We start from the raw sequence: 13,273 nt of genomic DNA on the forward strand, positions 1-13,273 counted from the left end.
CGTCGGTCCTCAGCGACGCGGCGTCGAGGCTGTCCAGGGTTTGCATGGCGGTCGCTTTCTCGCGGGGATGACAGGGATGAACCAGCTGCGGGCCAACCGCCACAAATGATCCACTGTCGTGGACCATGCTGCCACCCACCCAGGGGAGTTCCCGTCGGGACGACTGACGGCCGGACACCGCATCCTACTGTGCCATACGACCGGCCGGGTCGGTGCTGGCCGGGTCGGTGGCAGGATTCGCGTGGCGCCCACTATCGCGCGGGCCACCGTCTCGGCCCAAGTCGATGCCGGTCAGCAGATCTGGCCGGCGGTGCGTGGTCCGGCGCACCGCCGCCTCCCGGCGCCACCGGCTGATGGCCGCATGGTCACCGGAGCGCAGCACCGCGGGCACCTCGCGATCGCGCCACACGGGTGGCCGGGTATACACCGGCGGTTCCAGCAGGCCGTTCGCGAAGGAGTCGTCCGCGACGGACTCGGCGTTACCAACCACACCGGGCAGCAGGCGGGTGACCGCCTCCAGCATCACCAGCGTGGCGACCTCGCCCCCGGCCAGCACATAGTCGCCGATCGAGATCTCATCGTCGGCCCACTCGTCGATGACCCGTGCGTCAATGCCCTCATACCGGCCGCAGCAGAACACCAGCCACGGTTCGCCGGCCAGCCCGTCGGCATAGGCCTGGGTAAACGGCCGGCCCACCGGGGTCGGGACGATGATTCGCGGTGGCCGGCCACCGGCCGCGCCCGATCCGCTCACCTCGGTCAGTGCCGCCCACCACGGCTCCGGACGCATCACCATGCCCGGCCCCCCACCGTAGGGGGCGTCGTCCACGGTCCGATGCGCATCGCTCGTCCACTGCCGGAGATCATGCAGGTGAACGTCAAGGATGCCCCGGTTACGCGCCCTGCCTACCAGCGACAGTTCCAGCGGGCTGAGATACTCAGGAAAAATCGTGATAATGTCGACACGCACGGCTACTCCAGATCGAACAAGCCCGGCGGCGGGTCGACCACGAGACGACCGTCGAGCACATCGACCCTGGGGACGATCTCACGCACGAACGGGATCAGCACTTCGCGCCCGTCGGCTCGGTCGACCGCGAGCAGCTCCCCGGCCGGCGTGTGGACCACGTCGACAACCACACCGACATCCATGCCGGCTACGGTGGACACCCGCAGCCCGACCAGGTCACGGTCCCACCAGAAGTCGTCCGGATCATCATCGCCGTCCGCGGCGGCACCCACGGCGCTGGGCGCGATGGTGAGGATCTGTCCCCGCAGGGCTTCGGCTGCGCTACGGTCACCAACCCCCCTGAAGCGCAGGAGCAGGCGGCCGGCATGCCAACGGGCCCCGGCAACCACCAGCGGAGCGGCGGCCGGCGTGTGGCCGGGAAAGCTCGACCCCGGCGCGAAGCGCCGGTCCGGAAGGTCCGTTCGAACATCGATCGTCACCTCCCCGCGCACACCGTGGGGACGGCCGATTCGACCGACCACGACCGGTTCATCCGCCGGGCGGTCCACAACCTGCCGGCTACCGGTCGACGTCGACGACGTCGACACGCAGACCCCGGCCACCCACCCCGGCCATGACTGTCCGGAGCGCGCGCGCGGTCCGCCCGCCGCGCCCGATCACCTTGCCGAGATCGTCGGGATGCACGCGGACCTCCAAGGTCCGGCCTCGCCGACCCGACTGCATATCGACGCGTACATCGTCCGGGTGGTCGACGATGCCCCGAACAAGATGCTCGAGCGCGGCCTCCAGCACTTACTGCCCCGCCGGAGTCGATGCCTCGGCCGCCGGCGCGCTCTGCTCGCCCGCGGGTGCTTCGTCCGTGCCCTTCTTGGCCTTCTTGGGAGTGGTGGCAGGCTTGTCGCCAAGGCCCGCGGCGGCCCGAGCCGCGGTCTGGAAGGCCTCCCGCTTGTCGGGCTTGGGAGCCGCGACCTTCATCGGCGGCGGCGCGGGCAGCCCCTTGAACTTCTGCCAGTCACCGGTGACCTTGAGGATCGCGAGTACTGGCTCGGTCGGCTGAGCGCCCACACCGAGCCAGTACTCGGCGCGTTCGCCGTCCACCTTGATGATGCTCGGGTCGGACTTGGGATGATACTGCCCGATCGCCTCGATGACCCGGCCGTCTCGCTTGGTGCGGGCGTCCGCGACGACGATCCGGTAGTGCGGCTCGCGCATCTTGCCGAGGCGCTGAAGTTTGATCTTGGTTGCCACGATTGTCGAACTGCTCCAGACGTACGTCAGTAGCCACCAGAATGCCACGGTGGGGACGCGGGATACCGGCGGCTGGGTTTTCGGAGCGTCAAGGCGGCGGAGAGGGTCACCGCGACGACGCCGATGGTAAGGAACCCATGTCGTGCTCATAGTTTGCCAGATCGTGGACGCCGATACTCCCCAGGGCCTTTGGAGCCAACGCCTTCAGTCGATCCTGGCAGGTCAGCGCTGCTTGCCGCGGCGCTGACCGGGCGGTGGACCCGCCGGGGGGAAGCCACCACCGCGCATCAGGGCGGACAGGTCAGGCATGACGCCGTCGCCAGGTCCGGCCGCGGGCAGGCCACCGCCGGCCCGCCGCGCCTCAGCCGCGGCCTGCTCCGCCTGTGTCTGCGCGGCACGAGCGGCCGGATTGCCCTTGCGGTTCGCGCCCTTTCCCTTCTTGCTCGCCTTACGGTTGGCCGCGGCTCGGCCGCGCTGCCCGCCGCCGGGCACACCCATACCACCAGCCATCTGTTTCATGACCTTGCGCGCCTCGTCAAACCTGTCAAGCAGCTGGTTGACCTCGGTGACAGTCACCCCGGAACCGCGGGCCACCCGGGCCTTGCGGGAAGCCTGGAGAATCCGTGGGTCCTGCCGTTCAGCCGGGGTCATCGACCGGATGATCGCGACTACCCGGTCAACGTCACGTTCACCGATCTGGGACAGCTGCTCCTTCATCTGCCCCATACCAGGCAGCATGCCGAGCAGGTTGGCGATCGGCCCCATCTTGCGGACGGCGAGCATCTGGTCGAGGAAATCCGACAGGGTGAACTCCGAGGCGGCCATCTTCGCCGCCATCGCCTCGGCCTGGTCGGCCTCGAAGGCCTTCTCCGCCTGCTCGATAAGGGTGAGAACGTCGCCCATGCCCAGGATGCGCGACGCCATCCGCTCCGGGTGGAAGACGTCGAAGTCCTCCAGCGCCTCACCGGTGGAGGCGAACATGATCGGCTTACCGGTCAGGTGCGCGACCGACAGCGCGGCACCACCGCGAGCGTCACCGTCGAGCTTGGTGAGCACCACCGCGCTGAAACCGACGCCGTCAGCGAAGGCCTGTGCGGTGGCGACGGCGTCCTGACCGATCATCGCGTCGACGACGAACAGGATCTCGTCCGGCGACGTCACATCGCGGATGTCCGCAGCCTGCCGCATCATCTCGGCATCCACGCCAAGACGGCCGGCGGTGTCGACAACAACCACGTCGTGCAGGCGACGCCGCGCGTGTTCCACGGCGTCGCGCGCGACCGCCACCGGGTCACCCACCCCGTTGCCGGGCTCGGGCGCGAACACGTCGATCCCGGCTCGGGCGGCCACAACCTGAAGCTGCGTGACCGCGTTCGGACGCTGCAGGTCGGCGGCGACCAGCAAGGGGGTGTGCCCCTGGGCCGCAAGCCAGCGACCGAGTTTGCCGGCAAGCGTCGTCTTGCCCGTGCCCTGCAGGCCGGCGAGGAGGATGACGGTGGGGGGCGTCTTGGCGAACCGCAGGGTAGCCGCGGCACCACCCAGAATAGCGATCAGTTCTTCATTTACGATCTTGACTACCTGCTGGGCCGGGTTCAGCGAAGCCGAGACCTCCGCTCCCATCGCCCGTTCGCGCACGGCCGCGATGAAGGCACGGACCGCCGGCAACGCGACGTCGGCCTCCAGCAACGCCACCCGGATCTCCCGGGCGGTGGCATTGATGTCAGCCTCGGACAACCGCCCCTTGCCGCGAAGCGACGAGAAAGCCTTGTCGAGACGGCTGGACAGGGTGTCGAACACGCGCACACTCCGAGATCGCTGGCGAACCGCAGCTCTCAGGGTACGCACCAGGACGGGGCGAAGGCCGGCGAGTCCGCGGCTTGCGGCCCTTCACCTCTGCGACAGGCAGCCCGGCGAGGTACACCCACACGGTGATCATGGCACAGATCCGCCGCTGTCACCGCCCTCCACAGCGAGGATGGCGGGAACACCTCGCCGGGCATAACATCCCGGCCATCGGGTCCGGCCGGGCCATGAACCTCACCTCGGCACTGTAGGTCGCCCGCACGCCGGGTGAAAGAGCCTTCCCGTGGCCACGGTGTAGGCCTGGGCAGGGAGCCGAGCGGGAGAAGCCGAGCAGCGAATCCGGCTGGCTCTTCCGGTCAGCTCGCGGCCTCTCCCAGCAACGCGTCGACGAACGCCTCCGGATCGAACGGCGCGAGGTCGTCAGGCCCCTCCCCCAGACCGACGAGTTTCACCGGTACCCCGAGCTCCCGCTGGACCGCGATCACGATGCCGCCCTTGGCAGTCCCGTCGAGCTTGGTGAGCACAACGCCTGTGATGTCCACCGCACGGGTGAACACCCGGGCCTGTTCCACGGCGTTCTGGCCGGTCGTCGCGTCCAGCACGAGCAGAACCTCGTCAACGGGACCGATCTTGGTTACCACGCGTTTGATCTTGGCAAGCTCGTCCATGAGACCGGTCTTGGTGTGCAGACGCCCAGCGGTGTCCACCACCACGGTGTCCGCTCCGACAGCGATGCCTCGTTTGGCGGCTTCAAAGGCGACCGATGCCGGGTCCCCGCCCTCGCCGCCGCGTACCGTCTGCGCCCCGACCCTGCTCCCCCACGTTTCCAGCTGGTCGGCGGCGGCGGCCCGGAAGGTGTCGGCCGCGCCCAGCACCACCGTACGGTTGTCCGCCACCAGCAGACGGGCGATCTTTCCACAGGTCGTGGTCTTGCCGGTACCGTTCACCCCGACCACGAGGATGTTCGCGGGCCGGCCGTCCACGGCCGAGTGCAGCGTACGGTCGGTGCTGGTACCAATCTGGGCAAGTAGCTCGTCGCGCAGCAGCACACGCACATCCGCGGGCTGGCGGGCACCGAGAACCTTGACCCTTGTGCGCAACGACTGGACCAGTTCCTGGGTAGGCGCCACCCCGACATCGGCGACCAGCAAGGTCGTCTCGACGTCCTCCCAGGCCTCCTCGTCGAGGTTGTCCCGGGACAACAACAGCAGCAGCGTGCGGCCCAGGCTGTTCTGGGACCGCGCGAGCCGCTCGCGCAGGCGGATCAACCGGCCGGCGGCTGGGGCCGGCACCTCCCGTTGAGCTTCCCGCTCAAGTTCCAGTTCGTACGGTTCAGCTTCACCCGCGGCCTCGGCCTCGGGTGCGGGTGCGGGGATGTCAACGGTCTCGACCGTCCGCCTCGGGGTGTCTCGGGGGATCTCGGCGTCGTCACCCACCCCGGGCTGGTAGTCCGTACCCGGGTGCGGCCGGCCCCGGGTGGGGGTGCTTCGACTTCGGCGGCGGGTGCCCACCAGCAGGCCGGCGGACGCGACAAGACCGAACACGACGATCGCGATGATGATGAGGACGTACTCCACGCATCCGATCCTGACAGACCAGGCAGCCCGTTTCTCAGGCCGAAGCGCGTTCCCGGAGCCGTTGACTGATCACCGTGGTGACTCCGTCCCCACGCATCGACACACCGTAGAGCGCGTCCGCAATCTCCATCGTACGTTTCTGATGGGTAATAATGATCAACTGAGATTTCTCCCGCAGGCCTTCCAGCGCCGTCAGCAGGCGGCCGAGGTTACGGTCGTCAAGGGCGGCCTCGACCTCGTCCAGCACGTAGAAGGGCGACGGCCGGGCACGAAAGATCGCGAGCAGCAGGGCAATCGCCGTCAACGATCGTTCACCGCCCGACAGCAACGACAGACGCTTGACCTTCTTGCCCGGTGGCCGTGCCTCCACCTCGATGCCAGTGGTGAGCATGTCATCGGGATCGGTGAGCACGAGTCTGCCGTCACCGCCGGGGAACAGGGTCGCGAAGACCGTCTCGAACTCGCGCGCGGTGTCCTCGAAGGCCGCGCGGAAGACCTCTCGGACCCGTTCGTCGACCTCGGCGACGACCAGCAGGAGGTCGCGGCGGGTGTTCTTGATGTCGTCGAGCTGTGTCGAGAGGAACGCCGCGCGCTCCTGCAGGGCTTCGAACTCCTCGAGCGCGAGCGGGTTGACCTTACCCAGCCGGGCGAGCTGTCTCTCGGCCGCGGCCGCCCGCGCCGCCTGGTCAGCGCGGTCGAACGCGACGGCCTCGCCGTCCGGGGTGTCCGGCGGTACGGGCACGTGCGGTCCGTACTCGCCAACAAGATCGTCAACGGCTATCCCGTGCTCGTCGAACGCCTTGGCCTCCAGTGTCTCCACCCGCAGGCGCTTTTCGGCACGGGCGAGCTCGTCGCGGTGGGCATCATCACGCAACGCGGCGAGCTCGCCGGCACGTGTCCGTACCTGCTCGCGGACGGCGGCCAGATCGGCCTCGGTCCGCAGCCGCCGCGCCTCGGCCTGGCCACGTTCGGTGTCAGCGGCGGCCAGCGAGTTCTCCAGCGCCGCGAGAACATGACCGGCAGCGTCGGCCACAGCCGCGGCAACGGTCGCCTGGCGCTCCCGCACCTCCCGTCGCCGGGCCGCCGCCAGCCGCGCGGCCCGTTCGTTCGCGGCGGACCGGACCAACGCGGCCGCGCGGCCGGCCAGCGCCCGAGCCCGTTCCTCACTGGTACGCACCGCAAGCCGGGCCTCGACCTCCTCGCCGCGCACGGCTGAGGTCGCGGCCGCAAGCCGGTCGCGCTCAGCTGGCGACCGGTCACCGACGTCAGGTTCCGAAGAGGTCGCGGCCAGCATCGCCTCCAGCTCCGCCAAGGCACCGTATGCCTGGTCGCGAGCGGTTTCGGCCTGCATCCGGACCCGTTCGAGACGTTCGATCTCAGCGGCTCCCGACCGGTTCGCCCGCTCCAGCTGGGACAGTTGTTCGGACAACGCCCGGTGACGGGCGTCCGCTCCATGCAGCGCCGCTGACGCGTCGTCGATCCCACTTCTGGCCCGCTTCACCTCCTCGGCGGCGGCGGCGACGGCCCCGCGGGCACGCTCACCGCTGCTGGCCGCCGCAAGCATCCGGGACTCCGCCTCGTCCGCCGCGGCCTGAAGCTCGAGCAGGGACGGCGCTCGGGCACTGCCGCCGGTGGCGAGTTCAGGCCCGATCACGTCACCAGCCCGGGTGACCGCTCGGATGCCAGGATGTTCACGGACAAGCTCAACGGCGGCTGTGAGGTCGGCAACCACGATAGTGGCGGCCAGCAACCGGGCCACTCCCGCGGCGTAGCGCGGGTCGCTGACCCGCACGAGGTCCACGGCGGGAACCCCACCGCGACGGGCGTCCGCCGACAGGGCCATGACCGGGTCGGTCCCGCACCCGTCGGCGACCGGGCCGTCGCCGCTCGGCCGGCCGGCGACCAGCAGTGACGCGCGCCCCGCGTCGGCCGCGCGAAGCCACTCGAACGCGGCAGCGGCATCCTCGACAGCACCGACCGCGACGGCGTCGGCAGCCGGACCCAGGACGGCTGCCATCGCGGTCTCGGCCCCTGGCTCGACCGCCAGCAAGGCGGCGAGGCGGCCCAGGACGCCGGTGGGCCTGGCGGGAGCGCCGTCCGACCGGGCAGCGCCGTTGTCCCGCTCGCCGCCGGCGGCGGCCAGCAGCGCGGCGGCGCCGTCCTTCGGCGTCAGCGACAGGATGAGCGCCTCCCCGCGGGCCTGCCAGGAAGCCCGGTCGCGTTCGGCGGAACGCTCCTGCGCACGCACATTCTCCAGCCTCGCCGTCGCGTCCGCATGGACCGCCACGGCCTCGGCATGTCTCGCGGTGAGCTCGGAACGGGTCGTCCGCATCCGGGCGAGTTCTGACTCCAGCGCGACACGCTGGTCACTTGTTTCGCCACCGCGCTGCCGGGCGGCGTCCACGGCCTCGGATATCCGGACGATCTCAGTCTCAGCACTGGCGGCGCGGGAGCGAGCCGCCTCCACCCGCCCGGCCAGCCGAGCCAGGCTCTCCCGTCGGCTTGAGGCCTCCCGCGCGGCAGCCACAAGCGCCTTTTCCTCACCGGCCAGTGCTGTCTCCAGCGCGGCCCGGCGGGCGACGACCTCGGCGAGGTTGTCACGATCGGCATCCAGCCGCACGCCGAGAGCGTTCTCCTGTTCCCGGACTGCCGCCGCCTCCTGCTCCAGCTGCTCGGGATCCCGCCCACCGCGTTCTTCCTCGGACCCGGAGCGCAGCAGCCGGACCCGCTCGGCCGCGAGTGACCGGGTACCTCGGACGCGCTCCCGAAGGGATGCCAGCGCGTGCCAGACCTCACCTGCGGCAGCGGCCTGGGGGGTCACCGCCGCCAGCTCCGCCGCCAGGATCTGCTCCCGCCGCTGGCCGTCGGTATATGCCTGCCCGGCCGCCGCGAGGCGGACCCGCAGCGCTTCTTCATCCCTGGTGTCAGCCGCGATGTCACCGCGGGCGGTGACGATGTCGTCGGCCAGCAGGCGCAGCCGTGAGTCACGCACCGCGGCCTGGATGACACCGGCCTTACGGGCGATTTCCGCCTGCCGGCCCAGCGGGCCCAGCTGGCGCCGCAGCTCGGCGGACAGATCCGTCAGGCGGGTGAGATTGGCCGCCATCGCCTCCAGCTTGCGCAGGGCCTTTTCCTTGCGCTTGCGGTGCTTGAGGACGCCAGCCGCCTCCTCGATAAAGGCGCGCCGGTCCTCCGGGCGGGCGTGCAGAACCGCGTCAAGCTGGCCCTGGCCAACGATCACATGCAGCTCGCGGCCGATCCCAGAGTCGCTCATGAGTTCCTGGATGTCCAGCAGCCGACACGAACTACCGTTGATCGTGTATTCGCTCTCGCCGCTACGGAACATCAGACGACCGACCGTCACCTCGCTGTAGTCGATAGGCAGCGCGCCGTCGGTGTTGTCAATGGTGAGCAGGACCTCGGCGCGGCCCAGCGGCGGGCGCGACGGTGTGCCGGCGAAGATGACGTCCGACATCGTCCCGCCGCGCAGCGCTTTGGCGCCCTGCTCGCCAAGGACCCAGGCCATCGCGTCGACGACGTTGCTCTTGCCCGAGCCGTTCGGCCCCACAACACAGGTGATGCCGGGCTCGAGGTGCAGGGTCGTCGAACTCGCGAACGACTTGAAGCCCCGCAGGGTAAGGCTCTTGAGATGCACCTGTCTCCGGAGCTGTCGGAGGGGACGGAACACCAACGATACTGCCAGCTTCACTACCAGCAGGATCCGGCAAATGAGCCCCGGCAGCACGAAGGGACGTTCCCCACGAGGAGAAACGTCCCTTAACTCCCGCTACGGATTCGGGAGGATCAGGTCAGCGCGGGCTCTGCTTCAAGCGCGCGAAGCTCGTCAGAGACATCAACGCCTTCAAGCGCATCCGTAAGAGCACGAGAACGCGCAAGCTCGTCTTCCAGTTCTGCTACACGTGCACGAAGTCGGCGTACCTCATACGACAAACGAACATCGTTGCCAGAGCCGACGTGGCCGAAAAGGGCCTTCGCCATGATGATGGTCCTCCACGATGAGTGACCGAGCGGGTGCGGGACGCGCTGCAACCCACCGATGAAGAACCGGGATAGATCACACGACGCGCCAGACAATGAACTCAGGATCGCACGCGAAGTAGCCGAATGTCAAGACGATGCCATACCCGGACGGCTCCCGATGGCATTTTGTCGAGATGAGGACACCTCGTCATCGCCCAACCGTCGACACAGATCATTTCCGGGTAAAATTTGACAGATCACCCTTCGCCTGCGACCAGGAGAACGTGACCTGAGTCGTCAGACCTGGTGTGTGCCCGGCCCGCAACATCTCCAGGAGAGCCTCGCAAGCGGCTCGCGAACCTTCCGCAACGATCTCGACCCGGCCATCTGTGAGATTCGTCGCCGAACCCACCAGGCCGAGCCGGCGCCCACGGGAACGGACATAAGCCCGAAAACCAACGCCCTGAACCCTCCCTGACACCCACGCTGTCAACCGGGCCGGCGGTTCAGACCCGGCGGACGTATTGTGATCATTTCGATCCGGCGGCTCCGCGGGAACATCACACATGGGCACGATAGGCTACCGGCCCATTGTGAATACCATGCGTTCGCCCCGATCCCGTCAGCTCCGGGTGCCCCTGCCCGGCGGCCGACGAGCCGTCATGACGATGGTCAGCGCCATCATCATCCCCGCGGCGCTGTCACTCAGCGGTTGCGGCCAGAGTTTCAGCCAGGATGGCGGCATCCTGCCGGTGCCCCAGGCCAGCACGGAGGGCCTACGCAGTGCCACACCGGCACCGGCACCAGCCGCGCCCAACGAGATCATTGGTCCGGGCTACGCCCCGCCCCGCACCTCAGGTCCCACCCAGACCGCGGTACCCAACCTCCCCGGCGGCAAGCTGTAAAACGGCCTTCCTCTGGGTCCACGGCACTGCCGCGGACCCAGAGGAAACTACCAACGTCCCCTTCTCGGCCGTGGTTGACAGCCTGGACAGCTGAAACTGGACCGGTTCATGAAGGCATCCCGACGGACGGGCGTCCGGCATCGTGAACATGGCTGACCGGTCCGCCCATAGACCTCCAGCGAACGGTCGAACCGGCCGCTCACACCATTGACTGATACATAGAGCGAGTCGAAGGAGGTCCCGCCCGCGCACAACGCGGCGGTGAGAACCTCACGTGCCGCATCCAACAAGCGGCAGAGCTCACCGCGGGTAAGCGTCTCAGTCGGACGCGCATAATGCAGCCTCGCCCGCCACAGGGATTCATCGGCGTAGATGTTACCGATACCGCCGACAAGGGTCTGATCGAGTAACGCGCGTTTGATTCCGGTCCGGCGGCGGCGAACGGCCGCGACGAACTCCGTGTCAGAAAAACCCGGGTCCAGGACATCCAGCGCGATATGCGCAATCGGTTCCGGCACACCCGCACCGGCGGGGACAACCGCAAGACCGCCGAAGGTGCGCTGATCGACAAATCGCAGTTCCCGACCAGCGTCGGAGAACGTGAAACGAATTCGGAGGTGGGTCTCGGCGGGTTTGGTCGCGGGCACCGCGAGAAGCTGGCCGCTCATGCCGAGATGAGCGAGCAGCGCCATTCCATGACCGAGATCCAACCACAGATACTTCCCCCGCCGGTGTACGGCAAAGATCGTACGGCCCGCAAGCACCGCCACGAAGTCAGCGGTCCCAGCGGCGTGCCGCCGGACAGCCCGGGGGTGCGCAACCACGACCTCCGCGATCGTCCGGCCGACCAGCGCCTGTTGCAGGCCGAGCCGAACGACCTCGACCTCCGGAAGCTCAGGCATGGCGGAAAGGGCAGCGGCGGATCAGCGGTTACCCGTGCGCACAGCCGTCTCAGCGCGGCTGTCCGCCGGATCGCCGTCATCCCGCTCTGCGCCGGCCAGCCCGTCGGGATGACAAGGATCGGCCGAACGCGCCTCCAACGCCTCGAAGGCGGCGGCGGCGGCGCGCTGCTCAGCCTCCTTCTTGCTCCCACCGTCACCATGGCCGAGGATTTCACCGGCCACGACGGCGCGGGCGGTGAACCGCTTGGCATGGTCCGGCCCGAACTCATCCACCTCGTACTCGGGCGGACCCAGCAACAGCACGGCGGTCCGTTCCTGCAACGAGGTTTTCCAGTCCAGCCCGGCACCCCGGCCGGCGGCCACGTCCAGCAGCGGGTCGAACAACCGGTGGACGAACTGGGACGCGACCTGCAGGCCGTCCAACCCGCCAGCCGACAGGTAGACCGCGCCAATCAGCGCCTCAAGGGTGTCCGCGAGGATGCTGGCCTTGTCCCGGCCTCCGGTGGTCTCCTCACCACGGCCCAACAGCAGGTACGGACCGATGCCGTTCTCCCCCAGCGTGCGGGCGACACCAGCAAGCGCACGCATGTTGACTACGGACGCGCGCTGCTTGGCGAGCTGTCCTTCCGGCAGGTCCGGATGACGGTGGAACAGGGCGTCGGTGACGACAAGGCTGAGCACGGAGTCCCCAAGGAACTCCAGCCGTTCGTTGGTCGGCAGGCCGCCCTGCTCGTAGGCGTATGAGCGGTGCGTAAGAGCCCGTTCGAGCAGGCCGACGTCGACCGGCACACCGAGCGCGGCCATCAGGCCGTCTCTGGGCGCGGGCGGTGGCAGGCCGCGGGTCATGCCGGCAGCCCGGCACGGATCCGGCGGTGGGTGACGAGCTCGGCGAGAGCCGCCCGCTGGCGCGGCACCCAACCTGCCTGATGTGCGGCAACCGCCTCGGCAATCGCGTGCGTGACTCCGGCCGCGGCCCCCTCGGGCCTGCCATCCACGACGACCACAATCCCGTCAACACCGACCACGAATGCTCCCTCCCACGGCTGCCACCCCGACGACGTCCGCGGTAGCTGACCGACAACCTGCGCAACCGCTCGCAGAACCGACACCAGGACCGCCCCGGTGAAACCATCACTGAGCACGACGTCAACGCTCCCGCCGGCCACCACCGTGGCCGCCTCGACAGCGCCCACGAAGTCAAACCCCAGCTCGGCGATAAGATCGCCGACGCTCCCAGCAGCCGGTCGGCCCGGATCAGCCGGCCCCGCGGACAGCAGGCCGACCCTGGGCCGCGCCACACGCAGGCGGATTGTGGCGTAGGCCGCTCCGAGGACCGCGCACTGGGTGAGCTGGTCGGCGCTGATGTTCACGCCGGAGGCCGCGCCAGCATCCAGCAGGACCCTCGGCTCGGACGGCGAGCCGACGACCACGGCAAGTGCCGGCCTCGTCGCCCCCGCGAGCGGGCCGAGGGTGAACGTCGCCGCGGCTGTGGCCGCGGCGACCGGGCCGGCCGACACCATGGCGTCGGCCACGCCGTCCCGCAATAGACGGGCCGCGACCCGCACCGTGGCGTCCCGCCTCGATCGCACCGCACGGGTCGCGTCCACGCCGGCACCTACCGTATAAGAAGCATCAACGATCCGTAGCCGGCTCTCGGCGTGCAGGCCGCGCTCGCGCAGCAGCGGCCCAGCGACCCGGGACGGGCCGACCAGGCTGACATTCAGGGTCGCGTCAGCGGCAAGCGCATGACCGACACCGTCAACGACCAGCTCCGGCGCGCCGTCTTCACCGGGCAGATCAACCGCCACATGTGTCACACCACTAAGAGCGCTTGGCAATAGGGGACGCGGTGTCGCGGGGCTGGGGCACGCACCTCGCCGCATCGCT

13 protein-coding genes are annotated in these 13,273 nt (G+C 69.0%); 1 reads left to right on the forward strand and 12 read right to left on the reverse strand.

Features of this window, described 5'->3' with window-relative positions:
* Positions 1 to 184 precede the first annotated feature (184 nt).
* The 9 genes from trmD to MJ783_RS16270 form a co-directional block, all read right to left on the reverse strand.
* Positions 185 to 970 carry a tRNA (guanosine(37)-N1)-methyltransferase TrmD gene (gene trmD / locus MJ783_RS16230; RefSeq protein ID WP_239311289.1) on the reverse strand — a complete coding sequence of 262 codons (786 nt, stop codon included), beginning with the start codon at positions 968 to 970 and terminating at the stop codon, positions 185 to 187.
* A 2-nt stretch (positions 971 to 972) separates the two neighbouring features.
* A complete protein-coding gene (rimM, locus tag MJ783_RS16235; protein ID WP_239311290.1) occupies positions 973 to 1,491 on the reverse strand; it encodes a ribosome maturation factor RimM in 519 nt (172 codons plus the stop codon).
* Between the two features lie 37 nt (positions 1,492 to 1,528).
* Entirely contained in the window at positions 1,529 to 1,762 is a 234-nt protein-coding gene (locus tag MJ783_RS16240) for an RNA-binding protein (protein ID WP_239311291.1), read from the reverse strand.
* The gene (gene rpsP, locus MJ783_RS16245) at positions 1,763 to 2,218 is read right to left on the reverse strand and encodes a 30S ribosomal protein S16 (protein WP_239311292.1); all 456 of its coding nucleotides are present in this window, start codon (positions 2,216 to 2,218) and stop codon (positions 1,763 to 1,765) included.
* Positions 2,219 to 2,440: 222 nt separating this feature from the next.
* Positions 2,441 to 4,015 (reverse strand): signal recognition particle protein, encoded by a 1,575-nt coding sequence (gene ffh, locus MJ783_RS16250; RefSeq protein WP_239311293.1) that lies wholly within the window; start codon positions 4,013 to 4,015, stop codon positions 2,441 to 2,443.
* 362 nt (positions 4,016 to 4,377) lie between these two features.
* The gene (gene ftsY, locus MJ783_RS16255) at positions 4,378 to 5,598 is read right to left on the reverse strand and encodes a signal recognition particle-docking protein FtsY (RefSeq protein WP_239311294.1); all 1,221 of its coding nucleotides are present in this window, start codon (positions 5,596 to 5,598) and stop codon (positions 4,378 to 4,380) included.
* Positions 5,599 to 5,632: 34 nt separating this feature from the next.
* Positions 5,633 to 9,253: a chromosome segregation protein SMC gene (smc, locus tag MJ783_RS16260; RefSeq protein WP_239311295.1), complete on the reverse strand. Its 3,621-nt coding sequence runs from the start codon at positions 9,251 to 9,253 to the stop codon at positions 5,633 to 5,635.
* A 149-nt stretch (positions 9,254 to 9,402) separates the two neighbouring features.
* Complete coding sequence (locus MJ783_RS16265; RefSeq protein ID WP_239311296.1) at positions 9,403 to 9,597, reverse strand: hypothetical protein; 195 nt, start codon at positions 9,595 to 9,597, stop codon at positions 9,403 to 9,405.
* Positions 9,598 to 9,811: 214 nt separating this feature from the next.
* Complete coding sequence (locus MJ783_RS16270) at positions 9,812 to 10,147, reverse strand: acylphosphatase (RefSeq protein WP_239311304.1); 336 nt, start codon at positions 10,145 to 10,147, stop codon at positions 9,812 to 9,814.
* A 94-nt stretch (positions 10,148 to 10,241) separates the two neighbouring features.
* Between MJ783_RS16270 and MJ783_RS16275 the strand changes: the two genes are divergently transcribed.
* Entirely contained in the window at positions 10,242 to 10,484 is a 243-nt protein-coding gene (locus tag MJ783_RS16275) for a hypothetical protein (RefSeq protein WP_239311297.1), read from the forward strand.
* A 47-nt stretch (positions 10,485 to 10,531) separates the two neighbouring features.
* On the opposite strand, the gene mutM is transcribed toward MJ783_RS16275, so the two are convergent.
* The 3 genes from mutM to MJ783_RS16290 are packed head-to-tail and all read right to left on the reverse strand — an operon-like array spanning position 10,532 to position 13,194.
* Positions 10,532 to 11,386 carry a bifunctional DNA-formamidopyrimidine glycosylase/DNA-(apurinic or apyrimidinic site) lyase gene (mutM, locus tag MJ783_RS16280; protein WP_239311298.1) on the reverse strand — a complete coding sequence of 285 codons (855 nt, stop codon included), beginning with the start codon at positions 11,384 to 11,386 and terminating at the stop codon, positions 10,532 to 10,534.
* A 21-nt stretch (positions 11,387 to 11,407) separates the two neighbouring features.
* Entirely contained in the window at positions 11,408 to 12,232 is an 825-nt protein-coding gene (rnc, locus tag MJ783_RS16285) for a ribonuclease III (RefSeq protein WP_239311299.1), read from the reverse strand.
* Positions 12,229 to 13,194 carry a phosphate starvation-inducible protein PhoH gene (locus tag MJ783_RS16290; RefSeq protein ID WP_239311300.1) on the reverse strand — a complete coding sequence of 322 codons (966 nt, stop codon included), beginning with the start codon at positions 13,192 to 13,194 and terminating at the stop codon, positions 12,229 to 12,231. The genes rnc and MJ783_RS16290 overlap by 4 nt, the downstream gene beginning before the upstream one ends.
* Between the last annotated feature and the right edge of the window lie 79 nt (positions 13,195 to 13,273).

The sequence above is a fragment of the Protofrankia sp. Cj3 genome (assembly GCF_917627355.1).
GTDB lineage: Bacteria > Actinomycetota > Actinomycetes > Frankiales > Frankiaceae > Protofrankia.

Bases quoted from the DNA above. Each gene is read 5' to 3' on its own strand.
- rnc (WP_239311299.1), bottom strand. From the start codon at position 12,232: ATGACCCGCGGCCTGCCACCGCCCGCGCCCAGAGACGGCCTGATGGCC.
- MJ783_RS16275 (WP_239311297.1), top strand. From the start codon at position 10,242: ATGACGATGGTCAGCGCCATCATCATCCCCGCGGCGCTGTCACTCAGC.
- MJ783_RS16270 (WP_239311304.1), bottom strand. From the start codon at position 10,147: ATGTGTGATGTTCCCGCGGAGCCGCCGGATCGAAATGATCACAATACG.
- MJ783_RS16265 (WP_239311296.1), bottom strand. From the start codon at position 9,597: ATGGCGAAGGCCCTTTTCGGCCACGTCGGCTCTGGCAACGATGTTCGT.
- mutM (WP_239311298.1), bottom strand. From the start codon at position 11,386: ATGCCTGAGCTTCCGGAGGTCGAGGTCGTTCGGCTCGGCCTGCAACAG.